Source organism: Pseudomonas sp. B12(2026), from assembly GCF_057767015.1.
Genome location: NZ_CM173430.1, coordinates 2,763,618 through 2,789,182 on the forward strand (window position 1 = coordinate 2,763,618; position 25,565 = coordinate 2,789,182).

A 25,565-nucleotide genomic window follows, 5' to 3' on the forward strand; every position below is an offset into this window, starting at 1 on the left:
CCGGCCGGCGCGCAACGTGCCGGCCGGGTGAAAACCCTCCGGCGGCCTCAGGACCTCGGCGGCTCGTCCTCGAACACCTGGCGCATGACCTCCAGGTAGCGCCGGGCGCCCAGGCCCAGCGGGCGGGACTTCATCCAGATGACGTCGACCCAGAGCCGTAGCCGGCTGGCCATGTTGTCGAAGCGCACTTCGGTGACCGCGCCCGAGGCGATCAGGGGCTGCACCAGCGGTTGCGGCAGGTAGGCCCAGCCGAGGCCGGACTGGATGAATTCCAGGGTCGCCAGGTAGCTGTCGGTCAGCCAGATCCGCCGCGACAGCACCATGCGCGGGTCGGAGCCGGTGGGCTTGCCCGAGGCGACGATGATCTGCCGTTGCTCGGCGAGCAGTTCCTCGCCCAGCGGCAGGTCGCTCTGCCGGGCGACGGGGTGCCGGGGCGAGGCGACCGCCACCAGCAACTGGCTGCCCGCTTCGAGGAAGGACTCGCGCTCGTCGATGCCGGGGCGCTCGAATACCAGCGCCAGTTGCACCGTACCCTCATGGAGCATGCGCACCGCCTCGGCCTGCGAGGCCGAACGGACCTCGATCTCCAGGCCGGGAAATTCCTCGGCCAGTGTCGCCAGCGGCTGGCTCCAGCGGCCGGTCTGCAGTTCCGGGGCGATGGCGATGCTCAGCCGCTGTTCGAGGCCCTTGTGCAACTGCAGCGCCTGGGCGTCCAGCAGGTTCAGCTGGCAGATCACCTGCCGGGCCTGCGGTTCCAGGGCCAGCGCGGCGGCGGTGGGCAGGGCCTTGCGGGTGCTGCGGTCGAACAGGCTGAGGTCCAGCTCGGCTTCCAGCTGGGCGATCGCCATGCTGACCGCGGACGGCACGCGGCCGAGCTTGCGCGCAGCGGCGGAGAAGGAGCCGCCATCCAGCACGGCGAGGAAGATCGCAAGGGAGTCGCTGGAGAATGCCATTGCTTTCAGGAATCCTGATGATTGTCTTCGCTGATTCAGCAGAATCGGGCTGGTTGTGTGCCGAAAGCGCTGAAATCCCGGTAATGGCCCGGCTGATTGTCAGGACGGCTGATGATAATCGTCTTTTCCGATTTTCCGCGCGAGCCTAATTTGGCCGGCAACGGTATTGGCATGAACGACTGGAACGAAAGGAGGCTGAAATGCCCAATGCACAGTGGCAGGACCAGGTCGCGCTGATCAGCGGCGCCGGCAGTGAACAGGGGATCGGGATGGCGATCGCGCGGCGGATCGGCCGGCACGGGGTGAAGCTGATCGTCACCGCCAGCAGCCCGCGTCTGTTCGGCCGCGTGGCGGAACTGCGCGCCGAGGGTTTCGAGGTCGAAGGGCAGGTCGCGGACCTCACCGACGAGGCGCAGGTGCGCGCCCTGGTGACGTGGGCCGAATCGCTCTGGGGGCGGATCGACATCCTGGTCAACAACGCCGGCATGGCCATGCAGGGCAGCCCGGAGCCCTTCGCCGAGGTGGTCGATACCGACCTGGCGGCGTGGAACCTGGGGCTGTCGAGGAACCTGACCACGGCGTTCCTGCTCACCCGCGGCGTGCTGCCGGGCATGCGCGCCCGCGGCTACGGGCGGGTGGTGCAGATCAGCTCCACCACCGGCACCCGCGGCAGCAACCCCGGCGAGGCGGCCTACAGCGCGGCCAAGGCCGGGATGGTGGGGATGAACATGGCGCTGGCGCTGGAAGTCGCCCGCGACGGCATCACCGTGAACAGCGTGGCCCCCGGCTGGATCGCCACCGGTTCCTCCACCGAGGAGGAGCGCATCGCCGCCCGCTATACCCCGGTCGGCCGGGCCGGACGCCCCGAGGAAGTGGCCGCCGCGGTGGCCTTCCTGGCCTCGCCGGAAGCGAGCTACGTGACCGGCGAGTTGCTGGTCGTCGATGGCGGCAACTGCCTGATCGAAAACAAGGCGCCTTGAAGGAAAGAGATCGATGAACAATCCAGTGGTTCTGATCACCGGCGCCTGTGGCGGGGTGGGACAGGCGTTGGTGCAGCGCTTCGGCGCGTCGGGCTGGCGGGTCTTCGCGACCGACCTGGACGGCGAGGCGCTACGGCGCCTGGCGGACTCGGCGCAGCTGGCGGGCTACAGCGCCGGCGACGTGCGCCGGCCCGGCGAGTGCCGGCGGGTCGTGGCCGAGGCGATGCAGGCGGCCGGGCGCCTCGATGCGCTGGTCAACGCCGCCGGGGTATGGCGCGAGGGGCCGGTGGAGGCGTGCAGCGAAGAGGACTTCGACCTCGTGCTGGACGTCAACCTGAAGGGCACCTTCTTCATGTGCTCGGCGGCGATTCCGCACCTCAAGGTCAGCGAAGGGGCGATCGTCAACATCTCCAGCGACGCCGGCCGCCAGGGCAACCGCAACGCCGCCGCCTACTGCGCGAGCAAGGGCGGCGTGACCCTGCTGAGCAAGACCCTGGCGCTGGACCTGGCGCCCTTCGGCGTGCGCTGCAACACGGTGTCGCCGGGCGACATCGATACGCCGATGCTGCGCTTCCAGGCCGAGCGTTACGGCGCCGGCGATCCCCAGGGCTACTACCGCGAGCTGCTCGCCAAGTACCCGCAGGGCGAGCGGGCGGCGTTCATCCAGCCCTCCGAAGTCGCCGAACTGGTGCACTTCCTCTGCCAGCCCGCCGCGCGCTCGATCACCGGGGCGGACCTGGCGATCGACCGCGGCGTGTCGGCGGGCAACTGAGGTTCCGGCTCCATAATTCACACCACAAGGAAGTCTTCGTCCATGAGCGATCAGCAGCAAAAGAAGGAATCACCCGTGCAGCGTCCCACCGCCTGGCACGTCACCCACTGGAGCCACGACCGCTATTGCCGGGGCGCCTACAGCACCCTGCTGCCCGGCGGCGGGCCGGAACACCGGGCGGCGCTGGGCGAGTGCCTGGGCGGACGCCTGGTCATCGCCGGCGAGGCCTGCAACCCCGTCGCGCCGGCCATGGCGCACGGCGCCTGGGACGACGGCGTCCGCGCGGCGAAGCTGGCGGTCAGCAGCGGCGCCAGGCGGGTCATCGTGATCGGCGCCGGCTGCGCGGGCCTGAGCGCCGCCCGCTACCTGCGCGCGCAGGGCATCGACTGCGTGGTGCTCGAAGCCAGGGAGCGCATCGGCGGCCGCACCCACAGCGTGCAGCTGGGCCCGGTGACCGTGGACGTTGGCGCCGCCTGGCTGCAGCAGTTCGCCGACAACGCCCTGGCCCGCGAGGCGGAACGCCTCGGGGTGCGGCTGGTGGCGACCGACTTCAACCAGCCGCTGGCCGCCGCCAGCGACGGCCCGGTCGACGGCATCGATGCCGCCTGGGAGGCGCTGCGCCAGGGGATCGACCGGCGCCTGCCGCTGGCCGAGGGCGTGGAGCGCTACCTGGCCGGGCTGGCACCGGCCGAGGCGCGGGCGACGCGGTATGCCATCGACGGCCACCTGATCGCCGAGGCCTGCCTGCCGCTCGCCGAGCTGTCGGTGGACGCCCTCGACGAGGAAGGCGTCGGCAACGACGACCACTTCCTGCCCGGCGGCTACCGCCAGGTGATCGAGCACCTCGCGGCCGGGCTCGACATCCGCCTGGGGCAGCCGGTCGAGCGGATCGACTGGCGCGGCGGCGAAGTCCGCGTCAACGACGAGCGCGGCGACTTCTGCATCTGCAGCGTGCCGCTGGCCGTGCTCAAGACCCTGGCGTTCCTCCCCGCGTTGCCGCAGCCGCAGCAGGACGCGCTGGCCCGCCTGGGCATGGGGACGCTGGAAAAGGTCGTGCTGCAGTTCGAGCGGCGCTGGTGGCCGCGTTCGCCGAGCGGCTACCTGCGCTGGTACGACACGCCGGCGAGCTGGATCGAATGGCTGGACCTGACCGATGCGGTCGGCACGCCGACGGTGGCCGGGCTGATCGCCGCGGATGCGGTGGAGCGTCAGTTCGGCGGGCGCAGCGACGAGGAAATCGCCCTGGCCGCGCGCGATGCCCTGCACGCCTGGGCCTGCGCGGTGGAGGCGACTCGCTGACCGGTGCGGCCCGCGACCGCCACGGGGCGGTCGCGGGCTGAAGCGGCGCCGCCGCTTCCCTCAATGCACGATCGGGACGAAGTCGTCGTCGGCGAAATACCGCGCGTAGTCCCCCAGCGCGCCCAGCGTATTCACCGCGCCATCGCGGCGTCCGGCCGCGGCGCCGGTCATCGCGTCGGCGCCGGCCAGCAGCCGGGCGATGACCAAATGCAGCTGGGCGTCGGCTTCGGGATTGAGCTTGCAGTTCTCGACCATGTAGGCGACCTGGGTGCGGATTCCCTCGGCCAGCCGGGCATAGTGCGCGTCGTCCATCCGGCCCTCGTGGATCGCCGGCAGCGCGCCGCGCAGGCTCTCGTTGATCGTCCCCATCGCCTTGCGCAACGGCGCGTCGGTGGCCCAGCGCTGGCCCTTGTCGAGCTGCAGCTTCTGCGCGCCTTCGGCATGGCCGTGGTCGTGGCCGCTGGTGGTGGCGCCGGCATAGGCCGGCAGGCCAAGGAGGAGGGTGATGGCGAGTGCTGCGGATGTTCTGAACACGGTATGGCTCCTGTCGGTCGGCGCCGCCGGATGGCGGCCCGTCATGCTGGAACGTCGCGCGTGCGGAATTTGTTCCATCGGCCGGCTTACTGGCCGTGCAGGTGCTCGATGCTGTCGGCGCTGACCGGCTGCTGCATCAGCAAACGCGCCAGTTTCGCCCGCTGCTGCGGTGCGAGGATGTCGCGCTCGCGCAGCAGCTGGTCGATCAGCAGGCGCTGCTGCTCGCCCTGCAGTTCGGCGATCTTCGCCTGCTCGGCGGCGATGGTCGGGCGGTCCGCGGGTTCGGCGAAGATCGCCTCGATCAGCCGGTTGCGGTGTTCGCCGATGGCGGCGTTGGCGGTGCGCAGGTAGGCCAGGAACGGCGCTTCGGCGTCGCTCCAGTGCCGCGCCTGGTCGGCATCGAGTTGCAGGTGGCGCACCAGGTCGAACGGGGCCGGCTCGGGCTGCAACCGCTGCCAGGCCACCGCGGCCAGCACGCCGACGTTGACCAGCAGGGACAGGATCAGGGCATTGCGCAGGGTCGTCGGGGTCACTTGGGGTCGGCCTTCAGGTAGCAGGATTGCGGATGCACGCAGAGCGAGCCGGGCGGGGTGCCGCCCAGCGCCGCGAGCAGGGGATAGGCGCCGGGCAGGGCGCGCGGCGGCGCCTGCAGGGCGCTGCCGATCAGCAGGCCGAGCAGGATCGAGGCGGCGGCGCTGGCGATCGGCTTCCAGCGGCGGCGCCACAAGCCGGCCGCGGGCGGTGGGGCGAAGCGGCTTTCCAGCTTCGCCTGCAGTTCGGCCGGCAGCGCTGCGCAGGGCAGGGCCTGCAGGCCACGGCTCAGCATGCGCAGCTCGGCCAGGGTCGCGCGGCAGCGTTCGCAGCCGGTCAGGTGACCGGCGGCGCGGGCCTGCTCGGCGGGCGCGAGCGCGTCATCGAGATAGGCGGACAGGGTCTGCATGTCCAGGTGCTCAGTCATCGATGTTGCCTCCATTGGCCTGGCGGTAAGCATACAGCAGCGCCTCGCGGGCCCTGGCCAGGCGCGACTTGACGGTGCCGGCGTTGATGCCCAACGTGGCGGCCAGCTCGTCGTAGGACAGCCCCTCCACTTCGCGCAGCAGGAGGATTTCCCGCTGCTCACGGGGCAGCCCGGCCAGCAACCGCTCCAGCAGCATCAGCCGGCGGCTGCTCTCCAGTTGCTGCAGCGGCGACGGCGCGGCGTCGGGCAGGTCGGCATGTTCGTCCAGCGGCTCCTCGGCCTGCCGGGAGCGCCAGCGCAGCCGGTCCAGGGCGGCGTTGCGGGCGATCTGCAGCAGCCAGGTCTGGAAACGCGCCTCGGGCCGCCACCTGGGCAGCGCCTGGTAGGCGCGGATGAAGGTTTCCTGGGTGAGGTCGGCGGCCTCGTCGGCGCCGCCGAGCAGGCGCCGGATGAAGTGGAAGACCCGCGTCTGGTGGCCGCGCACCAGCTCGGCGAAGGCCGGGCGGTTGCCCAGCGCCGCGCGCCGGATCAGATCGTCTTCGCTGTCGTTCATTGACCGCTTGCCAAGGTCCTGCCACCCCCGCTGAAAGTGCCGTGGAGATATAACGTGGCGGCGCGCGGAATGTTCCCTGTTTTTTTGCCGCAGGGCGGAATCTTTACGGCGGCAATGTCTTCCGGGCGGGTCAGCGGGCCGGGGCCATGCCCCCGTCGCGGCAGGCGGAGGGGCTGAGCCCGGTCCAGCGCTTGAAGGCCCGTCGGAAGCCGCGCACGTCGCTGTAGCCGAGCTCCTCGGCGATCCGCTCGATGGGCATTTCCGGGTTGCCCAGCAGGCTCATCGCCCGCGCCTGGCGCACCCGCTCCAGCAGGGCGTCGAAGGTCACCGCGTGCTCGCCCAGGCGCCGGCGCAGGGTGCGGCTGCTCATGTTGAGGTCGCCGGCGACCTTCTCGATATGGCTGCCCTGCGGCAGGTCGCGGGCGATGGCGCGCTCCACCGTCTGCAGCAGGTCCACCTTCTGCTGCACCTGGGCGTGTTCCAGCTCCAGCAGGTTGAGCGCCTGGCGCAGGGCGACGGGCTGGTGGCCGGGCAGCGGGGTGTCCAGCCAGTGGCTGGCGAGCACCAGGCGGTTGTGCAGGCAGCCGAATTGCAGGTTCGGCCCCAGCAGGCGCCGGTATTCGTCCGCGTAGGCCGGCGCGGCGTGGGTGAACTCGAAGCGCAGCGGCTGGAATTCGCTGCCGATCAGCGCGCGGTTGTAGACCATCAGGCTGGCGAAGAACTCTTCCACGGCGAACACCTGGACGTCGGGGTAGGGCAGCCGGCATTCCACCTCGACGAAGCTCTCCCCGGCGCCTTCGTGCAGGCTGCACACCGCCACGCTGCCGGCGGTGTGCTGGAAGCGCATGCCGACCTCGATGGCGTCGCGCAGGGTCCGGCACAGCGACAGCACATGGCCGAGCAGGCCGAGGGTGCCGAGCACGTTGCGGTGCCCGACCCAGAGGCCGAGCCCACGCTCGGGCAGCGCCGCGAGCGCGCGGCGGATCATGCCCACCGCCTGCCGGGAGGACACGCGCTGGGCCGGGTCCTGCAATTCTGCCGGGGTGAAGCCCAGCCCCTGGCACAGGCGCTCGACGCTGACGCCCTTGTCGCCGGCGACGTCGGCGAGGGTCTGCAGCAGGAAGGGCGAAGCCAGGGCCAGTTCGAAGGGGGGATCGATGGTTTTCATGGGCATGGACAGCTGCTCCCGAGCGGGGCGCCTTGGTTTCTTGTTATTCACCGGGGCCGCCGGGCATCGGCGGCGGGGGCATCATAGCGCGTTCGCGGACAGCCCAAGGGTAGATGTAACCGGGAGTTTCAGCCCGCGAATGTTCCCCGATAGGCTGGGCGATGCCTCGTGCCGGCCGGCCTGAAAGCAAAAAACCTCAGGCCGGAGCCTGAGGTTTGCCAAGGAAAGCGCTGGACGCTAACGCTCAGCCGTACACCGGCCAGCTCTCGACGATCCGCCCCTCGCGCACCGCCAGCAGGTCGCCGAACTGCAGCAGCACCGATTCGGTCTGGGTCGGCCGCAGGAACACCTGGTCCTCCACGCCCAGGCCGACGGCGCTGGAGCCGTTGACGATCTCCTGGTTGGAGCTGCGGCCATAGAGGTCGTTCTGCTGCAACCCGGCGGGCGATTCCAGCTCGGCCATCCAGTTGCCGCCATAGATGAAGAAGGTTTCGCGCAGGTTCTGGTCCCACCAGGAGAACAGCGCCGACTTGCCGTCCAGCGCCGGCAGCTCCACCGCGCCGGTGCTCTTCAGCACCGGACTGGCGATGTAGACCGCCGGCTGGTGCTCGACCAGGGAGGGCAGGTCGTAGTGCGTGGGCTTGAGCATCGCCGTGCCCACCGAGACCTCGCTGCTCAGCTGTTCGCGCTCGTGCATGCGGTAGCTCGGGCTGCCGGCGGTGTTCAGCGTCAGGCCCGGACGCCAGAGCGCGGCATGTTGCTGGCGCGCGTAGTCGACGAAGCCGGTGTAGCGCGCCATGACCTTGGCGAAGAGTTCCTCCGGCGAGCCGAGGATGCCGGGCACGCCCATGCCGACGAAGGGGTCGTAGCCCATGAAGCCGGCGAACTCCAGGTGCTGCGGGTTGGCCGCGATCAGGCCGAGCATCCGCCCCAGCGCCGCGTCATCCTGCACGCCGCCGCGGTGCAGCCCGACATCCAGCTCGATGTTGACGCGCATCCGGGTGCCCAGGCCCCGGGCCAGTTGCAGGTATTCCTGCAGGCGCTCAGGGGTGTCGAGCAGCCATTGCAGCTGGGTGGCCGGGTCGAAGCGGCCCCGGTGGCTGGCGTAGAACAGCTGCGCCGAGCGCACCGGCAGCGGCTTGCCGAGCAGCAGGTCGGAGTCGGGGAAGCGCTCGGCATCGTGATTGAGGAACGGCTGGTGGAACGACATCATCCGCCGGGTGCCGGCGCGGCGGGCGATGTAGTCGAGCAGCTGCGGCGAGGGCAGCGACTTCTCCACCAGGCGCAGTTGCTTGCCGCCGCGGCGCACCGACTGCGCCACCACGTCGATGTTGTGGTCCAGGCGGTCGAGGTCGATCAGCAGCACCGGGCGCATCGGCCCGTGGGCCTTGAGCTCGCGGTTCAGCCGAGCGAAATATTCGTTGTACGGCGCGCCGTGGTCGGTCGGCCGCAGCCAGGCACCGGCGCCGACCAGCAGCGCGCCGACCCCGGCGGTTCCGACGATGAACTTGCGACGATTCATGGCTTCCCTCCCTCAGGCCACGCCGAGGATCGATGACAGATGGGCATTGAGGAACCTGCCTTGCGGGTCCAGCTCCCGGCGCAGCTCGGTGAACTCCTTCCAGCGCGGATAGAGCGGCTGCAGGGTGCGCGCGTTGAGGCTGTGCACCTTGCCCCAGTGCGGGCGGCCGGCGTATTTCCAGAAGATCGGCTCGATGGCGGCGAAGAAGTTGTGATGGTCCATGGCGTAGTACTGGTGCACGGAAATCGCGCAGCTGTCGCGCCCCTCGAACATGCTCAGGGGAATGTCGTCCGCCTTCACGTAGCGGTACTCGATGGGGAACCAGGTGCGCAGGTTCTTGCCGTCGATCAGCTTGAGGATTTCGCGCAGGCAGGCCGGGCCGTGTTCGGCGGGGACCGAGTATTCCATCTCGTTGAAGCGCACGTTGCGCACGTTGGCGTAGACCTCGTAGGAGTCGGCGATCCGGTCGTCGAAGCTGGCCACATGGCGCATGCCGTTGAGCAGCGCGCGGCGGGCGGCGGGGAAGTCGCTGCCGTACTTGTCGAGCTGCTCGATGAAGCCGACGAAGCCGTTGCCGCCTTCCTCGGCCGGGTCCCGCGGGGCGGTGTTCGGTTCGCTGGTTTCGTTGAGGGCGACGGACAGGGCGTAGTCCGAGTGCGTCACCACCTGCATCTCCCAGTGCTGGTTCTCGCGGGTGTTCTTCTCGATGTCTTCGAGCAGTTCCTCGGTCCGGGCGACCCATTGCCGCTCGCGCAGGCGGTAGGCCGGGCGGTTCTGCAGGCGCACGCGGGTGAACACGCCGAGGGCGCCGAGGGAGACCCGCGCGGCGTCGAATACCTCGGGGTTGCGCTGGCGGTCGCAGTCCAGCACCTCGCCGCTGGCGGTCACCAGTTGCAGGCCCGCGACCTGGGAGGAGTAGGAGCCGAAGCCGACGCCGGTGCCGTGGGTCGAGGTGGAGATCGCCCCGGCCAGGGTCTGGTAGTCGATATCGGCCATGTTGGGCAGCGCCTGGCCGATCTCCTTCAGCGCCGGGCCCATGCGCGACATGGGCGTGCCGGCGCCGAACTCGGCCTGCAGCGTCGCGGCGTCGTGGCCGAGCAGGCCGCTGAAGTAGGCGAGGGAGAGCAGGGTGCCGTCGGTGGGCACCAGGGCGCTGAAGGAGTGCGCCGAGCCCACCGGGCGGACCTTGCCTTCGGCCTGGCGGATGGCCTGGACCAGTTCGTCGAGGTTCTTCGGTGCCAGCCGCGCCTGCGGCTGGCAGCTCTGCGCGCCGGACCAGTTGCGCCAGGGAATCAGGCGCGGGGCGCGGGCCAGCTGGGCCAGCGCCGGGTTGCTGGAAAGCGCCGCGAACGCGCCGGCGACGCCGGCCTGCTGCAGCAGCTGCCGTCTGGTGAGCTGTATGGCCATCTGGTTTCCCCGGGGCTTATTCGAGTGGTTGGCCGGACATGAAGGCGATCAGCGCGAGGAACTGTTCCTCCGAGCACTGCATGCACATGCCCATCGGCGGCATGCCGTTGTAGCCGTTGATGCTGTGGTCCAGCAGGCTGTCCGTGCCCTGGGCGATGCGCGGGCTCCAGGCCTGGGCATCGCCGGCCAGCGGCGCCCCGGAGGCGGGGTTGGTGTGGCAGAGCTTGCAGCTGCTGTCGTAGATCTGCGCCAGCTCCGGGTCGGCAGGCGCCAGTGCGGCGGCGGTGCGCGGCGCGGCGGGCGGCGGCTCCTCGCCACAGCCGCCGAGCAGGCCGCCGAGGACCAGCAGGGCGGCGGGCCACCGTCGCTGGGGCATCCGGCCGTCCCCTGGCAGCAGCGATATCCGAGGTTTCCCCATGGCGCTCCTCTCCTGTGCCGTGCCGTCGTGCGGACACGGATTCCTGTTGTGATGGGCACAGGGGAAACACTAAGTCAGGCGCGGCCCGGGCCCGAGGGCATTGGCGGCCAACAAGGGGGCTTATCAGGCCAGCCGAGGCGGGAGAGACTGGGTGGACTTCACCTGATATGGAGTCAAATCGACAACAAATGCAGTCGGTTTGACTCGGGACACTTTGACCTCTTCAACCCCGGAGCCGCGCAATCCGGGCGTTCCGGAGATGGCATATCGCTTGCACCGGCATACCCGAAGAGATTGCCTGCCCTGCACCGGGGCGGCCCTCCGCAACCCGGCGGCCCACGCTCCGCCCGCCCGCTCGACCCTTTGCAAGGCACCCCGAATGAGCCTCTTCTGGCGTAAGCCCACCACCGCTCCATCCGAACCGCCCCGGGAGCTCCCGCGGGCCGACACCTCCGCCATCGTCGAGGCCCTCGCCGCGCAGAAGCGTGCGCAGCAGGCCGAACTGCGCGAAGCCGGCGACCAGCGCGATTTCTACCGGGGCCTGGCCGACAGCCTGCTCACCTGCGGCAATTCGCTGTCGCTGGTCAGCGAGTCCTTCACCACCCTGAACCATCAGCTGAACCTCAACCACCGCCGCGCCGAGCAGGTCGCCGAGGCGGCCGTGGAAAGCCGCGAGCGCATCACCAGCCTGCAGCGCCAGTCCGAGGTCGTCGAGGAGGGCGTGGCTGCGTTGCAGGCGGTCATCGACCATCTGGTCGGGCGCGCGGCGGAGATCGACCGCATCGTCGACCTGATCCGCGACGTGGCCCGGCAGACCAACCTGCTGGCGCTCAACGCCGCCATCGAGGCGGCCCGGGCCGGGGAGTCCGGACGGGGCTTCGCGGTGGTCGCCGCCGAGGTCAGGAACCTCGCCGCCAAGACCGCCCAGGCGACCGAGGAAATCGTCGCCGAGACCTCCGCCATCCAGCAGTCGGTGGCCACGGCCAAGCAGACCATCTGCGGACAGAGCGAGGCCTCGCGGGTGCTCAGCGAGGTCATCGAGCACGCGGCGCGGACCATGACCGGCATGTACGACCAGGCGCAGACCATGCAGCAGGAGATCGACCGCTCGCACCTGCTGTCGAGGGTCGAGCTGGCCAACATGCAGGAGCTCACCCTGAAGGTCGGCGTCTACGAGCAACTGCTCAACCCCGGGGCGACGCCGGTGGTCCTGCCCGATGAGACCGAGTGCCAGTTCGGCCAGTGGTACTACGAGGAAATGGGTAACAGCGAGATGCGCAGCACCGAGCTGCGCCGCCTGGAGGTGCCGCACAAGCTGGTGCACAGCAGCGGCCAGTCGGCGATCGACGCCCATGCGGCCGGGGACCTCAAGCAGACGCTGCGGCACGTGGCGAGCATGGAGGAGGCGAACATCACCGTCATGGGCATCGTCAAGGTGCTGCTCAGGCACCGGATGGGCGAGATCGGGCGCTGACGCGGCGGCCCCGGCGCTCGGGCGCGTCGGTTCAGCGCACGGAGCTGGCCTCTCGGGCCGCCCGACGAACGCCAGGATCGCCTCGTTCATCTGGCCGAGAGCGGATGGCGGCCGGTGCTCGAGCGGGGCGCCCGCGAACCTCCAGGCCCGCTCGCTGGACTGTCCCCAGGCCGGTGGCTTTACTTGATGTGGGTCAAACGCCGCCGGGTCGCCGGCGCTAGTGTTGAGTTCACTTCCTCGACGGACTGAGCAGATGTCCTGGTTCCGCATCCATCAACGCAGGTTGCTACGCACGGCGCTGGCGCTGTGGGTGCTGGCGTTCGGGATCGCCGCGAGCCAGGGCTGCCTTTCCTATCCGGCGCATGACTCCACGGCCAGTCACGCGCAGGCGTCGCTCGCTTCCCATGAGCGAGCGCACCAGCTGCATGCCAGCGGCTGCCTGCAATTCTGCGAGGACAGCGCGTCGACGCTGAACGCCGCTCCGGGGCAGGTTGCGCTCGACCCGGTGTCCTGGGCCTTGCTGCTGCTCCTTCCGCTGTTCCTCCTGCCCGGCTCCATCCCGCCGCGCTTCAGCGCGCGCGCCCTGCACCTGCCCGCGCCGCCACGGCCGCCGGCACGCCTGAGTTTCGTCCGCTTCAACGATTGACCCGCCTTCCGTGCGCCCGGGCTTCCGGTCGCACCGTCTCGCTGCGCCTGCATGACCGGGCGCGGCCCCGCTTCATTCCACCATTTGCACACCCGGAGATTCGCCATGCACACGACCGTTAAAACGCTTGTCGCCGCCCTGTTGATCGGCAGCCCGCTGCTCGCCGTGGCCGTCGATGAACACCACCCCGACCAGGCTCCGGCGAACGCCGCGAGCGCGCCCACGCCGGCCCAGCAGGAGCAGGCCATGACCGAGCAGATGAAGAAGATGCAGGCCATCCACGACCGCATCGCCGCCGCCAAGACGCCCGAGGAACGCCAGGCCGCCATGCACGACGGCATGCTGGCGATGAAGGACGGCCTGGGCATGATGCAGGGCGGCTGCCCCGGCGGGGGCATGGGCCAGCACATGAGGATGATGGACTCGAAGATGATGGAAATGATGATGCAGATGATGGACCAGCAGGCCGGCATGATGGGCCGGCCGGGGATGATGGGGCAGAAGGGCATGATGGGTCAGCAGGGCATGCCCATGCAGCAGCCGGCCCAGTAACCGCCTGGAGCGGGCCCGGCGGCGGGAAGCGCCGCTGGGCCGCGCCGGGGCATCCCAGCCGCCTGCGGGAGAATCGCCATGAACGCTTCGCATCCGACCAACCTGCCGCCGTCCTTCTGGCGCGGCAGGACCGGCATCGCCCTGGGCATGTTGCTGGTCATCGCGCTGTTCTACCTGGCCCGCGAGCACTACGGCCACATTTCCCTGCTATTGCCCTATGCAATCCTGCTGCTGTGCCCCCTGATGCACCTGTTCGGCCACCACCACGGCGGCCACGCGCATCATGGCGGCACGGGCAGCGCCCCCAAGGACGACGAACGAGGCTGATCCATGCACCACCACCCACACGCGCAGCCCATGCCGCACACCGATGCCGCACCCGCCGGGACGAAAGACCCGGTCTGCGGCATGACCGTCCAGCCCGACAGCCCCCACCAGCTGCACTACGCCGGCCAGGTCTACCGCTTCTGCAGCCAGAACTGCCTGGCGAAGTTCCAGGCGGAACCGGGGCGCTACGGCGCCACCGCGCCGAAAGCCGTGGAGAGCCCGCCGCCGGCAGCGGCGGCCGACACCTGGTACACCTGCCCGATGCACCCCGAGGTGCGCCAGCCGGGGCCCGGCAATTGCCCGAAGTGCGGCATGACGCTGGAGCCGGTGCTGCCGGAACTGGAAGAGGAGGAGAACCCCGAGCTCAAGGACTTTTCCCGGCGCTTCTGGTGGACCCTGCCGCTGACCGTCGTCGTCACCCTGCTGGCCATGACCGGCCATGCCCTGAACCTGTTCCACGGCGCCGCGCAGAACTGGATCGAGCTGCTGCTCGCCAGCCCGGTGGTGCTCTGGGCGGGCTGGCCGTTCTACCTGCGCGCGGTGCGCTCGGTGAGCCAGCGCAGCCCGAACATGTGGACGCTGATCGGCCTGGGCACCGCCGCCGCCTACCTCTACAGCGTCGCGGCGACCCTGGCGCCGGGGGCCTTTCCGGCGGCCTTCATGATGGACGGGCGCATCGGCGTCTACTTCGAGGCCGCGGCGGTGATCATCTCGCTCACCCTGCTGGGGCAGATGCTCGAACTCCGGGCGCGCTCGCAGACTTCCGCGGCGATCAAGTCGCTGCTGGGCCTGGCGCCGAAGACGGCGCGGCGGATCAATGCCGACGACAGCGAGGAGGACATCCCGCTGAGCCACGTGCACCCCGGGGACCGCCTGCGCGTGCGCCCCGGCGAGAAGGTCCCGGTCGACGGCCTGGTGGAGCAGGGCGAAAGCGCCGTCGACGAGTCGATGCTGACCGGCGAACCGATCCCGGTGCTCAAGCGCGCCGGCGACGCGCTGATCGGTGCCACCCTGAACACCCACGGCAGCCTGGTGATGCAGGCGCAGAAGGTCGGCTCGGCGACCGTGCTCGCGCAGATCGTGCAGATGGTGGTCCAGGCGCAGCGCTCGAAGGCGCCGATGCAGCGCCTGGCCGACCTGATCGCCGGCTACTTCGTGATGGTCGTCATCGCCATCGCGCTCCTCACCCTGTTCGGCTGGGGGTTCTGGGGCCCGCAGCCCGGCTGGGTGTTCGGCCTGATCAACGCGGTGGCGGTGCTGATCATCGCCTGCCCCTGCGCGCTGGGCCTGGCCACGCCCATGTCGGTGATGGTCGCCAGCGGCAAGGCCGCCGGCAGCGGCGTGCTGTTCCGCGATGCGGCGGCCATCGAGAACCTGCGCAAGATCGACACCCTGATCGTCGACAAGACCGGCACCCTCACCGAAGGCCGGCCGGCCTTCCAGGGCCTCGAAGCGGCGCCCGGCTTCAGCGCCGACGAGGTGCTGCGCCTGGCCGCCAGCCTGGACCAGGGCAGCGAGCACCCGCTGGCCCACGCCATCGTCGAGCAGGCCCGGGCGCAGGGGCTGGCATTGAGCGCGGCGGAGGAATTCGAGAGCGCCTCGGGGATCGGCGTGCGCGGCCGGGTCGAGGGCCGGCGCCTGCTGCTGGGCAACACCGCCTTGCTGGCGGAGGCCGGCGTCTCCTGCGAGGCGTTGCAGGCGCGGGCCGAACAGCTGCGCGGCGAGGGTGCGAGCATCATGTACCTGGCGGTGGACGGCGTCGCCGCCGGCCTGCTGGCGGTGGCCGACCCGATCAAGCCGACTTCCCGGCAGGCCGTGGAACGCCTGCGCGCCGTCGGCGTGCGGGTCATCATGGCCACCGGCGACGGGCCGACCACGGCGCGCGCGGTAGCCCGCCAGCTGGGCATCGAGGAGGTGCACGGCGAGGTCCGGCCGCAGGACAAGGAGCGGCTGGTGGCCGGTCTGCAGCAGGCCGGGCGGCGCGTGGCGATGGCCGGCGACGGCATCAACGATGCGCCGGCCCTGGCGCGCGCCGACGTCGGCATCGCCATGGGCACCGGCACCGACGTGGCGATGAACAGCGCGCAGGTCACCCTGGTCAAGGGCGATCTGCTGGGCATTCTGCGCGCCCGCAGCCTGTCCATGGCGACGGTGCGCAACATGCACCAGAACCTCACGTTCGCCTTCGCCTACAACGCCATGGGCATCCCGCTGGCGGCCGGTCTGCTCTATCCGCTCACCGGGCACCTGCTGTCGCCGATGGTGGCGGCGCTGGCCATGAGCGTGAGTTCGGCGTCGGTTGTTTTCAATGCCTTGCGTTTGCGCAAGGCGGCGCTCGATGGCGAGGTTCAGAATGCTTGACCTTGCCACCATGGCAAGGTCGAACATGGTTTCAGGCCCGGAGCCCAGGCGGCGTCCCGGGCAGAACAGATTTTCCTACCAAGGAGTTAGCACGATGAAGAATGTTGATCTGCGTGTCGAAGGCATGACCTGCGAGTCCTGCGTCAACCACGTGAAGGCCGCCCTGGCCCCGCTCACCGGGGGTGCCGAGGTGGCTGTCGACCTCGCGGCCGGCCGCGTGCGCGTCAGCGGCGACGCCGATGCCCGGGCGCTGATCGCGGCCCTGCAGGATGCCGGCTACCCGGCCAAGGTCGAGCTTCCGGAGCCGGCGGTGGCCGGCGCCAGGTCCGGCGGCTGCGGCGGCGGTGGCACCTGCCGCTGCCAGTGAGCGGGAGACGCGCCATGAAGCACAAGGCACTGAAACTGACCGCCCTGGCGGGCCTGCTGGTGGCGTCCATCGCCCAGGCGGCCACCACCATCGACGTCTACCGCGACCCCAACTGCGGTTGCTGCAAGAACTGGATCAAGTACCTGGAGGCCAACGGCTTCAGCGTGAACGATCACGTCGAGCCGAACATGAGCGCGGTCAAGCAGCGCCTTGGCGTGGCGCCGCGCCTGTCCTCCTGCCACACGGCGGTGATCGACGGCCGGTTCATCGAAGGGCATGTCCCGGTGGCGCAGATCCGCGAACTGGAGAAGCATCCGGAGCTGCTCGGCGTCGCCGTGCCGGGCATGTCCGCCGGCTCGCCGGGCATGGAGATGGGCGGGGTGGGGCAGGCCTACCAGGTCATCGGCCTGACCCGCGACGGCAAGGACAGCGTGCTGGCCAGCTATCCGGCGACTTCCGCCGAATAAGGCCGGGCGCGTTCCGGTAGTCGAAGAAAGGCCGCGCACCCGGGAGGGTGCGCGGCCTTTTTTGTGACCCCGATCAGGCGCTGGGCAGGTCGCGGGTGCGCAGCTTCTGCGGCAGGGCGAACAGCAGCAGCGCGGCGGTGACCAGGCAGGTGGCGGCGATCAGGTACAGCGCCGGGGTGGTGCTGCCGGTGACGTCGCGGATGCGCCCGACCAACACCGGGCTGACGATGCCGCCGAACTGGCCCAGGGTGTTGATCAGCGCGATGCCGCCCGCGGCGCCCGCGCCGGCGCCGGCCAGCAGCTTCGGCGGCAGTGCCCAGAAGCTCGGGATCGCGGCCACCACCCCGGCGCCGAGCAGGCCGAGGGAGAGCACCAGCAGCGGCGTGCTGTCGTCGAACAGGCCGGCGCAGAGGAAGCCGAGGGCGCCCAGGGCGATGAGCCCGGCGGTGAACCAGCGGCGCTCGCCGGTGGCGTCGGACAGGCGGCCGCAGATGATCATGGTGATGGCGCCGCAGATGTAGGGCACGGCGGTCAGCAGGCCGATCACCGAGGGGCTCTCGGTGCCGGCGCTGCGGATCAGCTGCGGCGCCCAGAAGTTCAGGCCGTAGGACGCCACCTGGATGAGGAAGTAGATCAGCCCGAGGGTGAGGAAGCCGGGGATGCGGATCGCGTGCAGCAGCGAGCCCTGGCCGTGGGCGGCCTGGGGCGGGTCGATGCGCGACAGCAGCAGGCGCTTCTCCTCGGCGTTCAGCCAGTGCGCGTCCTCCACGCGGTCCTTTAGCAGGGTCAGCACCAGCAGGCCGAGGCCGATGCAGGGCAGGCCGCCGAGCAGGAACAGCCAGTGCCAGCCGCGGATGTCCAGCACGCCGTCGAGGTGGCCGAGCACCAGCCCGGAGAGCGGCGCGCCGAACAGCCCGGAGAAGGCCGAGGCGAGGAACAGCAGCGAGGTGATGCGGCCACGGAAATGCCGCGGGAACCACAGGGTCAGGTAATACAGGACGCCCGGGGCGAAGCCGGCCTCCATGGCGCCGATGATGAAGCGCAGGCCGTAGAACTGCCATTCGTTGCTGACGAACACCATGGCCGCCGTGGCCAGGCCCCAGGAGATCATGATGCGGGCGATCCAGCGGCGCGCGCCGACCTTGTACAGCATCAGGTTGCTGGGCACCTCGAAGAGCACGTAGCCGACCACGAACAGGCTGGCGCCCAGGCCGTAGGCGGTGTCGCTGAAGCCCAGGTCGGCCTGCAGCTGGAACTTGGCGAAGCTGATGTTGATGCGGTCGAAGAAGGCGAACAGGTAGCAGATCATGATCAGCGGCATCAGCCGCCAGGCGACCTTGCGGACCAGGGCCTTTTCGCTGTCGGCGCCGTCGGCGGCGCCCAGGTGCAGAGCATCGAGACTCATATCGTTTCTCCAGTCGAGCCGCCGCATGGGCGGTTCTGTTGTTCTTGTAGTCTGGTTGGGGCGTTGCCGCCCCGGTATTTCACGGCGACTCAGGCAGGAAGGTCGGCCGGTAGCGGGTGCAGGTCGCAGTTGCGGCCGGCCTTGGCCAGTTGTCCCGGCACTTCATGGCCGAGCAGCGCCGGCAGGCGCCGCGACAGGGCCAGCAGGCCGGGCAGGTCGATGCCGGTGGCGATGCCGGTTTCTTCGCAGAGGTTGACCAGGTCTTCCGTGCAGATGTTGCCCGAGGCGCCGGGCGCGAAGGGGCAGCCGCCGAGCCCGCCGAGCGCCGCGTCGAAGCGCCGGGCGCCGGCCTCGTAGGCGGCGAGCACGTTGCACAGCCCCAGGCCGCGGGTGTTGTGGAAATGCAGGGTGAGCCTCTCAGCCGGCAGGCGCTCCAGGCTGCGTTTCACCAGGCGCGCCACCTGGCGCGGGTTGGCCATGCCGGTGGTGTCGGCCAGGGTCACGCCCTGCACGCCGAGTTCCAGGTAGGCGTCCAGCAGGCGCAGCACCAGGTCCTCGTCCACCTGGCCCTCGAAGGGGCAGCCGAAGGCGGTGGCCACGGTGGCGTTGAGGCTCACCGCGCGGCCGCGCACCGCCAGCTCGATGTCGCCGAAGCCCGCCAGCGATTGCTCGCGGCGCATGCGCATGTTCGCCAGATTGTGCGACTGGCTGGCCGAGAGGACCAGATTCAGCTCGTCGGCGCCGGCGGCCACGGCACGCTCGGCGCCCTTGAGGTTGGGCACCAGCGCGACGTAGACGACGCCCGCCTGGCGACGGATGCCACGGAACACCTCGTCGCCATCGCGCAGCGCGGGGATGGCCTTGGGCGAGACGAAGGAGCCCGCCTCGATGCGGCTGAAGCCAAGGCGCGAGAGGCCGTCGACCAGGTCGATCTTGTCCTGCGTGGGGACCCAGGTCGGCTCGATCTGCAGGCCGTCTCGCGGTGCTACTTCCTGCACGACCAGGAAATCGGGATTGTCCGGAATCATTGCACCACCCCCTTCTCGCGCAGGCGGGCGATCTCGCCGCTGTTCAGTCCCAGGCCGGCGAGCAGCGTGTCGGTGTGCTCGCCCAGCCTCGGGCCCTGCCAGTTGACCCGGCCGGGGGTGGCGGAAAGCTTGGGCACGATGCCGGGCATGCGCACCGGGGTGCCGTCCGGCAGCTGGCTGTCGAGCAGCATGCCGCGCGCCTGGTAGTGCGGGTCGGCGACGATGTCGGCCACCGAGTAGATGCGCCCGGCGGGCACTTCGGCGGCTTCCAGCGCGGCCAGCACCTGGTCGATGGCGTGGCGGCGGGTCCAGCCTTCGATGGCGTCGTCGAGCAGCGCGGCCTGGGCGGCGCGGCCGTCGTTGTGGGCGAACTCCGGGGCCTCGCCCAGGTCCGCGCGGCCGATGGTCTGCATCAGGCGGCGGAAGATCGGGTCGCTGTTGCCGGCGATGACCACGAAGGCGCCGTCGGCGGTGCGGTAGGTGTTCGACGGGGCGATGCCGGGCAGCGAGCCGCCGCTGCGTTCGCGCACATGGCCGAGCAGGTCGTATTCGGGGACCAGGCTTTCCATCAGGTTGAACACGCTTTCCACCAGGGAAACGTCGACGATCTGGCCCTCGCCGCCGTTGGCGCGGACGTTGAACAGGCTGAGCAGGGCGCCCATCACCGCGTGCATCGACGCCAGCGAGTCGCCCAGGCTGATGCCGGCGCGCGCCGGCGCCGAGCCCGGCTCGCCGGTGGTGTAGCGGATGCCGCCCATGGCCTCGCCGATGGCGCCGAAGCCCGGGCGGTCGCGGTACGGGCCGCTCTGGCCGTAGCCGGAGATGCGCACCAGGGTCAGCTTCGGGTTGAGCGCGTGGAGCACGTCCCAGCCCAGGCCGAGCTTTTCCAGGGCGCCGGGGCGCAGGTTCTCGATCAGCATGTCGGTGTCGCGCAGCAGGCGCTTGACGATGCCCAGGCCTTCGCTGGCCTTGAGGTCCAGCGCGAGGGACTTCTTGTTGCGCGACTGCAGGTACCACCACAGCGAGGTGCCCTGGTGCAGCTTGCGCCACTTGCGAAGGGGGTCGCCCTGGCCCAGGGCTTCGATCTTGATCACTTCGGCGCCGAATTCGCCGAGCAGGCGGGCGGCGAAGGGCGCGGCGATCAGCGTGCCGATCTCCAGCACCCGGACGCCTTCGAGCGGGGTAGTCATGTGCGCGGTACCTCGTTGTTCTTGGACTTTGCGCCGAGACTAAGTAGCGCGGGCGGCGCGCACCAACCCTGTGTCGGCAACAACCCTTCGCCAAACGCGAAGGCTCGCCGAGAGGCGCCGGCTCAGGCCGTCGTGCCCTGCAGGTGCTCGAACAGCAGGCGGCTGACCGGCGACAGCGCGTCCAGCTCGCGCGCCACCAGCAGCAGCTCGCGCTCGGCCCAGTCGTCGCTCAGCGGCACCGCGCACAGGCCCAGCGCGCCGCCGAACAGCTCGAAGGCCTGGCGCGGCAGGATGCCCACGCCCATGTCGGCCTGCACCATGCGGCACACCGCGTCGAAGCTCGGCACGTGGATGCGCAGGCGCAGCACTTTGCCGGCGCGCCGCGCAGCCTCATGGGTGCGCATGTTGATCGAGCTGGCCGAATGCAGGCCGACGAAGTCGTTGTCCAGGGTGTCGGCGAAGGCCACCTCGTCCAGCCCGGCCAGCGGGTGCCCGGCGCGCAGCACCAGCACCAGGCGGTCGCGCCGGTAGGGCAGGGTCAGCAGCTCGCGGGTGTCGCTGTCGGACGAGCAGATGCCCAGGTCGGCCACGCCGTCGAGCACGCCCTGGACCACCCCGTTGCTCGGGCGCTCCTCCAGGTCGACCTTGATCCGCTCGTGGCGCGCGGCGAAGGCGGCGAGGTCCTCGGGCAGGAACTGGATGATCGCCGAGAGGTTGGCCAGCATGCGCACGTAGCCGCGCACGCCCTGGCGGTGCTCGCCCAGCTCCAGGCTGATCTTCTCCAGGTCGAAGAGCATGCGCCGGGCGTGGTGCAGCAGCGTCTCGCCGGCCGGGGTGAGGCTCATGCCGCGCGCCTGGCGGGCGAACAGCGGGGTGCCGAGGGCGCCTTCCAGCTCGCTCAGGCGCTTGCTCGCCGCGGACATGGCGATGGCCTCGCGGGCGGCGGCGCGGGTCAGGCTGCCTTCCTCGTGGACGGCCACGAAGAGCTGCAGGGTGACCAGGTCGAGGCGGCGGATCAGGTTGCTCAGTTGCATGGGAAGGGTGCCGTGAGGGGTTTGGCTTACCCGATATGTTAGAGCGCAACGCGCCGGAGTTGGGATTTGCGCCGGGGGGCGGCGCGTTGCTGGCGTAGCGCGGTGGCTCTGCCGGGCACTGCGCGGGGCCCCGGGCCGCGGCCATCCAGTGTGGGCGGATGGCCGCGGCTGGGTAGCGCGGTACGGTTACTGTTCCGTGTTGTCCCGGAGGACCGATGAGCGACTGTCGGGGTTCTGTATCACCGGCCTGCCGGTCTGCAGGCACTCGAAGATATGTTTGAACACGACCCCGGGCTGGTTGGGTTTAAGCCCGCTCCTGAAGTAGGAGTGGCCCTTCAGTTTGTCGTAGAGGGTATTGACGTCGTCGCAGTCCACGACGCTGACATTCCTGGGCGTCAGTTCCATGTTCTCCGGTCCGGTGTGGCCAAGTCGCCTGGAGGCAATCTTGTTCTTCAGGTTCGCGGCCTTGCTCGCCCTCAGGGCCAGGTCATCCGAGGCGTAATAGACCACGACATTGCGGGAGGCATCGCAGATGAGCTCTCCCGGCTTCCCGCGATGGACTGATTCGTTCTCGATGTCCGCTGCGACCAGGAAGGTATTGCGGAAGATCAGGGGCACGCCACTGGGCAGGTCGTAGCGATCCCATTCGGCAAGGGTTTCCCGAAGCACCCGGTTGCCCATGGAGTGGGCCAGGACGTTGATGCGCTTCAGGCAGGGCGCGGTGTCCGGAGCGTTCAGGGGAGACTCGCGCCATTCGAGGAACTTACTCAGTGCCCTTGCCAGTGAGCCGGCGCTGTAGTCGGCGGACTTCTGATCGTCCCAGTAGTCCTGGACGATGCCCACGTCGTCGTCGCAGGGCCAGATGACCGGGACGACCAGCGTGTCTTTTGCAGAGGTGCCATCGCACAACCCCTGGAACTCCTCGGCGGCTGCGAACACGTCGTCGGGCAAGTTGGAAAACCCGTGGATGTAAAGCAGGAGCTGCCGGTAGTTCGACTCGCGGAGCTGCGTCATGAAGGCCATGGAACCGACTTCGATGATCTTTTTCTTCCCTTTCTTCTCGCAGAAGAATACCGAGTTGCTCGGGGCGTTGTTCGAGAGATCGAACTCGAACAGCCTCCCCAGCTCTGTCTTGATCGATCCCTTGGGGAAACGGTTGGTGATGAAAAGCATCTCGACGTCCTTTCAGTCTGTCTGGATGAGTGCTCGCCACCGGCCGTGGCGAGCGATCACAGAACCGCCCCGGGGTTGGGCCGAGGACAGGCCTTTCCAATCCGGGGGAGTGGACGGGGATTCGGGGAAACGAGCAGACCAGTGGAGCCATCCCTAAGTCCAGGCTCTGCTCATCGAACATTAGCGGAGCGTGTGGCCTTCGCCAGCCCGGCAGGCAGGGTGGATCACGCTTCACCGATCCACCTCGGACCTCCACACGAGGCGATGTCGGAAGTCAAAAGCGGCTTCCGCCCTGCTACCCGCCGGGACTCTGCTCGCGCCTGTTCTTCGCACGATGGCGTGGTGCAGCGATGCGACGGGCAGAGATCGGCCAAAAGTGGGCGTTAGAGTCTGAAAAATAGATCCCTCGCCTTTCGACCGGCTTTACGCCAGCTTCGGCCACCTTCGGGTGGCCTTTTAGCTTTAGCGGGTAATACTTCTCTGTATCAGGCGTGTTCCTGGTGGCGCGCGCCGCTGGGAGGTGTGAGGTGAACAAACTATCGATTGTGGGTGCGGGTATGGTGGGCGAGGCGGCGGCTCAGATCATCGCCCGGGAAGAGTTCTGTCGTGAATTGATGTTGATCGATGTGCAGGGTGAGTTGGCACAGGGCAAGGCGCTGGATGTCTGGCAGGCGGCAGTTGAGTCGGGTTCTGATACCAGGGTTCACGGCGGCTCCAATGCCGAAATGCTGCAGGACTCCGAGCTGGTGGTGATTACGGCGGGCGTGCCCCGCAAGCCAGGTCAGTCGCGTCAGGATGTACTGAGTATCAACCTGCCAATTCTCGACGGCATCATGCGGGATATTAATCGTCATGCTCCAGCGGCGACGGTGCTGGTGGTGTCGAACCCGGTCGATGTGCTGACCTATCGGGCCTGGAGTCTCAGTGCGCTGGGCCGCGACAGGGTGTTCGGGCAGGCGGGGGTGTTGGATACGGCGCGCATGAAGTGTTTCATTGCCGAGGAGACGGGATTGTCCGCTCGGGATATCACGGCGCTGGTGCTGGGCGGGCATGGCGATAGCATGGTGCCGCTGATGCGCTACTGTGCGGTCGGTTCGGTGCCGCTGTCTCTCTTCCTGTCCAGCGAGCGGATAGAGCGGATTGTAGAGCGCACACGCAAGGGGGGCGGTGAGATTCTGGGTTTGAAGAAGCTCGGGAGCGCCTGCGATGCGCCGGGCGTGGCAATTGCACAGATGGTGGATGCCATCGCCAACGGGCGAAACAGCATTCTGCCGACAGTCGCGATTCTCGAGGGCGAGTACGGGCGAACGGATATTGCCATGGGTGTCCCCTGTGTGCTGGCAGAGCAGGGGCTTGTGCGGGTGATCGAGCTGCCTCTGGATGCGCAGGAGCAGGCGATGTTCGACCACTCTGCCGATCAGGTGGCGCGTGACATTGCTGAAATGAAAGCGTTGTGAGTGGGGGTATCTGAGGGGCTCGAGGGGATCGTGTCCCCGGGAGTGGTGTAACTGAAGCCGGCCGAAGCGCCCGGAGGTTCGCTGCGCATCGCTTGCGTATCGCCTCTGGGCCTGGCCGGTTTCTGCCGGTCGTGATGGGCAGAAACCGGCCAGAAGCGGTCAGCGAGTTTCCACGAAACCAGAGGCGCTTTTTCCAGATTCAGATGCTCCCAAGGGCTGTATGGAATAATCTTGCACCATGCAATCAACCTCGAAGCTGTGAATTGAACGATGGGTTTTGAACAACTAGCTGATCTACGTGACCGCCTGCGGGCTGAAAAAGCGCAGGCAAAGGCCGATAGCGCGATACACCTCAAGCGGAAGTCCTCCCCGCAGGCAAAGCCTCGTGACCAGGATCCGGCGGTGGAAGCGATCTGGCGATTGCAGAAGCACTTTCCATTGGCCTTCCCAGTCAACCCGGCTCCCAAGGTTCCGCTCAAGGAGGGCATTCTCAAGGATGCCGAGCAACACCTGGAGCTGCTCGGGCTAACCAGCGAACAGCTCAAGCTGGGCATCTCTACCTGGTGCCGGGGAACTCGATACTGGGCAAGCATGGTGGAGAATGCGCCGCGACTGGACTTGAGCGGTCAAGCAGTTGGCACTGTGACGGCCGCCCAGGCGCTGTATGCGAAGCAGCAGGCTTCGCGGCAACGCGGCCAGGACCGACGAAATCGCGCGAAGTCAAAGACGCGTACCCCGGCCCCCGCCGCCGATAACGCAGTGGAACAGACCACGGACTGAACTCGGTCGCGCTCCGCACCGTGTCCGTGCTTCGGACCAGCGGCAGAGCGCAGCCGTAGTTTCCATACAGTCCGGGCCAGAAGTAGTCAGATAGTTGAGGCCACCTGATAGCACCAGCCATCGCCGCCCATCTCCGGATAGCCGCGCGTGGATGATCCTGGCCCTGGATGATCAATATCGGGTGAGCGCCAACGGCACGGCGCCCACCAGTTTCCTCAAGGAACGCAACGAAATGCCAACTGATCACCCGCTGGCGCGCCGAGTATGATGCGGCTCCCGAACGTCAGCGAGCCCCGTCCGTGAGCAGCATTCTTCCCTTCGGCACAGGCGATGCCTCCTACCAGGCCGCTGGCGGCATCGACGGCCTGCGCCGCCTGGTCGACGACTTCTACCGACTGATGGACGAACTGCCGGAGGCGGCCGACCTGCGCCGCATGCACCCGGAAAACCTGGAACAGTCCCGCGACAAACTGACCTGCTTCCTCAGCGGCTGGCTGGGCGGTCCAAGGCTGTTCAGTGAAAAATACGGTTCCATCTCCATCCCGTCCTTCCACGCCCAATGGCCGATCGACGAAGCCCGCAGCGCCGCCTGGCTGGGCTGCATGGAGCGCGCCATTGCCCTGCAGCCCTTCTCGCCGGAATTCGCCGAATACCTGCTGACGCAACTGCGCGTGCCGGCGCACCGGGTGGTGCAGGCGAGCCGGGCGCGGCACGGCTGAGCTACCTCCGCCGCCTGCCCG

27 protein-coding genes and 1 pseudogene are annotated in these 25,565 nt (G+C 68.9%); 14 read left to right on the top strand and 14 right to left on the bottom strand.

Annotation, left to right across the window (positions count from 1 at the left end; translation table 11 throughout):
• Nucleotides 1-47: 47 nt before the first annotated feature.
• Nucleotides 48-953, bottom strand: coding sequence for a LysR family transcriptional regulator (locus tag AC3B6A_RS12845; RefSeq protein WP_488403221.1), 906 nt, complete (start codon nt 951-953; stop codon nt 48-50).
• 200 nt (nt 954-1,153) lie between these two features.
• On the opposite strand from AC3B6A_RS12845, the gene AC3B6A_RS12850 reads away from it, so the two are divergent.
• The 3 genes from AC3B6A_RS12850 to AC3B6A_RS12860 are packed head-to-tail and all read left to right on the top strand — an operon-like array spanning nt 1,154 to nt 4,004.
• Nucleotides 1,154-1,933 carry an SDR family NAD(P)-dependent oxidoreductase gene (locus AC3B6A_RS12850; RefSeq protein ID WP_488403223.1) on the top strand — a complete coding sequence of 260 codons (780 nt, stop codon included), beginning with the start codon at nt 1,154-1,156 and terminating at the stop codon, nt 1,931-1,933.
• A 13-nt stretch (nt 1,934-1,946) separates the two neighbouring features.
• On the top strand, nt 1,947-2,705 hold the full coding sequence (locus AC3B6A_RS12855) for an SDR family NAD(P)-dependent oxidoreductase (RefSeq protein WP_488403224.1): 759 nt from the start codon (nt 1,947-1,949) through the stop codon (nt 2,703-2,705).
• Between the two features lie 42 nt (nt 2,706-2,747).
• Nucleotides 2,748-4,004 carry a flavin monoamine oxidase family protein gene (locus AC3B6A_RS12860; protein WP_488403226.1) on the top strand — a complete coding sequence of 419 codons (1,257 nt, stop codon included), beginning with the start codon at nt 2,748-2,750 and terminating at the stop codon, nt 4,002-4,004.
• A gap of 60 nt (nt 4,005-4,064) precedes the next feature.
• Here AC3B6A_RS12860 and AC3B6A_RS12865 read toward each other — a convergent pair whose 3' ends face one another.
• From AC3B6A_RS12865 to AC3B6A_RS12900, 8 genes are all read right to left on the bottom strand, one after another.
• Nucleotides 4,065-4,538 carry a hypothetical protein gene (locus AC3B6A_RS12865; protein ID WP_488403228.1) on the bottom strand — a complete coding sequence of 158 codons (474 nt, stop codon included), beginning with the start codon at nt 4,536-4,538 and terminating at the stop codon, nt 4,065-4,067.
• Between the two features lie 86 nt (nt 4,539-4,624).
• Nucleotides 4,625-5,071, bottom strand: a complete 447-nt coding sequence (locus AC3B6A_RS12870) for a periplasmic heavy metal sensor (protein WP_488403229.1) — start codon at nt 5,069-5,071, stop codon at nt 4,625-4,627.
• A complete protein-coding gene (locus AC3B6A_RS12875; RefSeq protein ID WP_488403231.1) occupies nt 5,068-5,496 on the bottom strand; it encodes an anti-sigma factor family protein in 429 nt (142 codons plus the stop codon). The genes AC3B6A_RS12870 and AC3B6A_RS12875 overlap by 4 nt, the downstream gene beginning before the upstream one ends.
• Nucleotides 5,489-6,049: an RNA polymerase sigma factor gene (locus AC3B6A_RS12880; RefSeq protein WP_488403233.1), complete on the bottom strand. Its 561-nt coding sequence runs from the start codon at nt 6,047-6,049 to the stop codon at nt 5,489-5,491. Before AC3B6A_RS12880 ends, AC3B6A_RS12875 begins: the two co-directional genes overlap by 8 nt.
• A 130-nt stretch (nt 6,050-6,179) precedes the next feature.
• Nucleotides 6,180-7,223 carry an AraC family transcriptional regulator gene (locus tag AC3B6A_RS12885; RefSeq protein WP_488403235.1) on the bottom strand — a complete coding sequence of 348 codons (1,044 nt, stop codon included), beginning with the start codon at nt 7,221-7,223 and terminating at the stop codon, nt 6,180-6,182.
• A gap of 238 nt (nt 7,224-7,461) precedes the next feature.
• On the bottom strand, nt 7,462-8,670 hold the full coding sequence (locus tag AC3B6A_RS12890) for a DSD1 family PLP-dependent enzyme (protein ID WP_488403583.1): 1,209 nt from the start codon (nt 8,668-8,670) through the stop codon (nt 7,462-7,464).
• A gap of 81 nt (nt 8,671-8,751) precedes the next feature.
• Nucleotides 8,752-10,146: an FAD-linked oxidoreductase, L-gulonolactone oxidase family gene (locus tag AC3B6A_RS12895; protein WP_488403237.1), complete on the bottom strand. Its 1,395-nt coding sequence runs from the start codon at nt 10,144-10,146 to the stop codon at nt 8,752-8,754.
• A gap of 16 nt (nt 10,147-10,162) precedes the next feature.
• Nucleotides 10,163-10,522 carry a c-type cytochrome gene (locus AC3B6A_RS12900; protein WP_488403239.1) on the bottom strand — a complete coding sequence of 120 codons (360 nt, stop codon included), beginning with the start codon at nt 10,520-10,522 and terminating at the stop codon, nt 10,163-10,165.
• A 421-nt stretch (nt 10,523-10,943) separates the two neighbouring features.
• On the opposite strand from AC3B6A_RS12900, the pseudogene AC3B6A_RS12905 reads away from it, so the two are divergent.
• The 8 genes and pseudogenes from AC3B6A_RS12905 to AC3B6A_RS12940 form a co-directional block, all read left to right on the top strand.
• A pseudogene (locus AC3B6A_RS12905) lies at nt 10,944-11,609 on the top strand (methyl-accepting chemotaxis protein); the annotation flags it as partial.
• Between the two features lie 96 nt (nt 11,610-11,705).
• Nucleotides 11,706-12,038 carry a CZB domain-containing protein gene (locus AC3B6A_RS12910; protein ID WP_488403585.1) on the top strand — a complete coding sequence of 111 codons (333 nt, stop codon included), beginning with the start codon at nt 11,706-11,708 and terminating at the stop codon, nt 12,036-12,038.
• Between the two features lie 253 nt (nt 12,039-12,291).
• Entirely contained in the window at nt 12,292-12,684 is a 393-nt protein-coding gene (locus AC3B6A_RS12915) for a hypothetical protein (RefSeq protein ID WP_488403241.1), read from the top strand.
• 105 nt (nt 12,685-12,789) lie between these two features.
• Nucleotides 12,790-13,236, top strand: coding sequence for a hypothetical protein (locus AC3B6A_RS12920; protein WP_488403243.1), 447 nt, complete (start codon nt 12,790-12,792; stop codon nt 13,234-13,236).
• Between the two features lie 78 nt (nt 13,237-13,314).
• Complete coding sequence (locus AC3B6A_RS12925; protein ID WP_488403244.1) at nt 13,315-13,563, top strand: DUF2933 domain-containing protein; 249 nt, start codon at nt 13,315-13,317, stop codon at nt 13,561-13,563.
• Nucleotides 13,564-13,644: 81 nt separating this feature from the next.
• Nucleotides 13,645-15,924, top strand: coding sequence for a heavy metal translocating P-type ATPase (locus tag AC3B6A_RS12930; RefSeq protein WP_488403586.1), 2,280 nt, complete (start codon nt 13,645-13,647; stop codon nt 15,922-15,924).
• Between the two features lie 94 nt (nt 15,925-16,018).
• On the top strand, nt 16,019-16,291 hold the full coding sequence (locus AC3B6A_RS12935) for a heavy-metal-associated domain-containing protein (RefSeq protein WP_488403246.1): 273 nt from the start codon (nt 16,019-16,021) through the stop codon (nt 16,289-16,291).
• A 14-nt stretch (nt 16,292-16,305) separates the two neighbouring features.
• Entirely contained in the window at nt 16,306-16,758 is a 453-nt protein-coding gene (locus AC3B6A_RS12940) for a DUF411 domain-containing protein (RefSeq protein ID WP_488403247.1), read from the top strand.
• Nucleotides 16,759-16,831: 73 nt separating this feature from the next.
• Here the strand turns inward: AC3B6A_RS12940 and AC3B6A_RS12945 are convergent, their stop codons facing one another.
• The 5 genes from AC3B6A_RS12945 to AC3B6A_RS12965 all read right to left on the bottom strand — a co-directional run bounded on the left by AC3B6A_RS12945 (nt 16,832) and on the right by AC3B6A_RS12965 (nt 22,588).
• A complete protein-coding gene (locus AC3B6A_RS12945; RefSeq protein ID WP_488403248.1) occupies nt 16,832-18,163 on the bottom strand; it encodes an MFS transporter in 1,332 nt (443 codons plus the stop codon).
• Nucleotides 18,164-18,252: 89 nt separating this feature from the next.
• Nucleotides 18,253-19,191 carry a hydroxymethylglutaryl-CoA lyase gene (locus tag AC3B6A_RS12950; RefSeq protein ID WP_488403250.1) on the bottom strand — a complete coding sequence of 313 codons (939 nt, stop codon included), beginning with the start codon at nt 19,189-19,191 and terminating at the stop codon, nt 18,253-18,255.
• The gene (locus AC3B6A_RS12955) at nt 19,188-20,381 is read right to left on the bottom strand and encodes a CaiB/BaiF CoA transferase family protein (protein ID WP_488403252.1); all 1,194 of its coding nucleotides are present in this window, start codon (nt 20,379-20,381) and stop codon (nt 19,188-19,190) included. Before AC3B6A_RS12955 ends, AC3B6A_RS12950 begins: the two co-directional genes overlap by 4 nt.
• 122 nt (nt 20,382-20,503) lie before the next feature.
• Nucleotides 20,504-21,415, bottom strand: coding sequence for a LysR family transcriptional regulator (locus tag AC3B6A_RS12960; protein ID WP_488403253.1), 912 nt, complete (start codon nt 21,413-21,415; stop codon nt 20,504-20,506).
• A 186-nt stretch (nt 21,416-21,601) separates the two neighbouring features.
• Complete coding sequence (locus AC3B6A_RS12965) at nt 21,602-22,588, bottom strand: alpha/beta hydrolase (protein WP_488403255.1); 987 nt, start codon at nt 22,586-22,588, stop codon at nt 21,602-21,604.
• Nucleotides 22,589-23,115: 527 nt separating this feature from the next.
• On the opposite strand from AC3B6A_RS12965, the gene AC3B6A_RS12970 reads away from it, so the two are divergent.
• The 3 genes from AC3B6A_RS12970 (at nt 23,116) to AC3B6A_RS12980 (ending at nt 25,544) form a co-directional block, all read left to right on the top strand.
• Nucleotides 23,116-24,045 carry a malate dehydrogenase gene (locus AC3B6A_RS12970; protein ID WP_488403257.1) on the top strand — a complete coding sequence of 310 codons (930 nt, stop codon included), beginning with the start codon at nt 23,116-23,118 and terminating at the stop codon, nt 24,043-24,045.
• 270 nt (nt 24,046-24,315) lie between these two features.
• Nucleotides 24,316-24,825, top strand: coding sequence for a ProQ/FinO family protein (locus tag AC3B6A_RS12975; protein ID WP_488403258.1), 510 nt, complete (start codon nt 24,316-24,318; stop codon nt 24,823-24,825).
• 299 nt (nt 24,826-25,124) lie between these two features.
• The gene (locus AC3B6A_RS12980) at nt 25,125-25,544 is read left to right on the top strand and encodes a group II truncated hemoglobin (protein WP_488403260.1); all 420 of its coding nucleotides are present in this window, start codon (nt 25,125-25,127) and stop codon (nt 25,542-25,544) included.
• Nucleotides 25,545-25,565 lie beyond the last annotated feature (21 nt).

Excerpts from the sequence above, each read along its gene's own strand:
- AC3B6A_RS12845 (WP_488403221.1), bottom strand. The coding sequence starts at position 953 with ATGGCATTCTCCAGCGACTCCCTTGCGATCTTCCTCGCCGTGCTGGAT.
- AC3B6A_RS12850 (WP_488403223.1), top strand. The coding sequence starts at position 1,154 with ATGCCCAATGCACAGTGGCAGGACCAGGTCGCGCTGATCAGCGGCGCC.
- AC3B6A_RS12855 (WP_488403224.1), top strand. The coding sequence starts at position 1,947 with ATGAACAATCCAGTGGTTCTGATCACCGGCGCCTGTGGCGGGGTGGGA.
- AC3B6A_RS12860 (WP_488403226.1), top strand. The coding sequence starts at position 2,748 with ATGAGCGATCAGCAGCAAAAGAAGGAATCACCCGTGCAGCGTCCCACC.
- AC3B6A_RS12875 (WP_488403231.1), bottom strand. The coding sequence starts at position 5,496 with ATGACTGAGCACCTGGACATGCAGACCCTGTCCGCCTATCTCGATGAC.
- AC3B6A_RS12880 (WP_488403233.1), bottom strand. The coding sequence starts at position 6,049 with ATGAACGACAGCGAAGACGATCTGATCCGGCGCGCGGCGCTGGGCAAC.
- AC3B6A_RS12885 (WP_488403235.1), bottom strand. The coding sequence starts at position 7,223 with ATGCCCATGAAAACCATCGATCCCCCCTTCGAACTGGCCCTGGCTTCG.
- AC3B6A_RS12895 (WP_488403237.1), bottom strand. The coding sequence starts at position 10,146 with ATGGCCATACAGCTCACCAGACGGCAGCTGCTGCAGCAGGCCGGCGTC.
- AC3B6A_RS12900 (WP_488403239.1), bottom strand. The coding sequence starts at position 10,522 with ATGCCCCAGCGACGGTGGCCCGCCGCCCTGCTGGTCCTCGGCGGCCTG.
- AC3B6A_RS12910 (WP_488403585.1), top strand. The coding sequence starts at position 11,706 with ATGCAGGAGCTCACCCTGAAGGTCGGCGTCTACGAGCAACTGCTCAAC.
- AC3B6A_RS12915 (WP_488403241.1), top strand. The coding sequence starts at position 12,292 with ATGTCCTGGTTCCGCATCCATCAACGCAGGTTGCTACGCACGGCGCTG.
- AC3B6A_RS12920 (WP_488403243.1), top strand. The coding sequence starts at position 12,790 with ATGCACACGACCGTTAAAACGCTTGTCGCCGCCCTGTTGATCGGCAGC.
- AC3B6A_RS12925 (WP_488403244.1), top strand. The coding sequence starts at position 13,315 with ATGAACGCTTCGCATCCGACCAACCTGCCGCCGTCCTTCTGGCGCGGC.
- AC3B6A_RS12930 (WP_488403586.1), top strand. The coding sequence starts at position 13,645 with ATGACCGTCCAGCCCGACAGCCCCCACCAGCTGCACTACGCCGGCCAG.
- AC3B6A_RS12935 (WP_488403246.1), top strand. The coding sequence starts at position 16,019 with ATGAAGAATGTTGATCTGCGTGTCGAAGGCATGACCTGCGAGTCCTGC.
- AC3B6A_RS12940 (WP_488403247.1), top strand. The coding sequence starts at position 16,306 with ATGAAGCACAAGGCACTGAAACTGACCGCCCTGGCGGGCCTGCTGGTG.
- AC3B6A_RS12945 (WP_488403248.1), bottom strand. The coding sequence starts at position 18,163 with ATGAGTCTCGATGCTCTGCACCTGGGCGCCGCCGACGGCGCCGACAGC.
- AC3B6A_RS12950 (WP_488403250.1), bottom strand. The coding sequence starts at position 19,191 with ATGATTCCGGACAATCCCGATTTCCTGGTCGTGCAGGAAGTAGCACCG.
- AC3B6A_RS12955 (WP_488403252.1), bottom strand. The coding sequence starts at position 20,381 with ATGACTACCCCGCTCGAAGGCGTCCGGGTGCTGGAGATCGGCACGCTG.
- AC3B6A_RS12960 (WP_488403253.1), bottom strand. The coding sequence starts at position 21,415 with ATGCAACTGAGCAACCTGATCCGCCGCCTCGACCTGGTCACCCTGCAG.
- AC3B6A_RS12965 (WP_488403255.1), bottom strand. The coding sequence starts at position 22,588 with ATGCTTTTCATCACCAACCGTTTCCCCAAGGGATCGATCAAGACAGAG.
- AC3B6A_RS12975 (WP_488403258.1), top strand. The coding sequence starts at position 24,316 with ATGGGTTTTGAACAACTAGCTGATCTACGTGACCGCCTGCGGGCTGAA.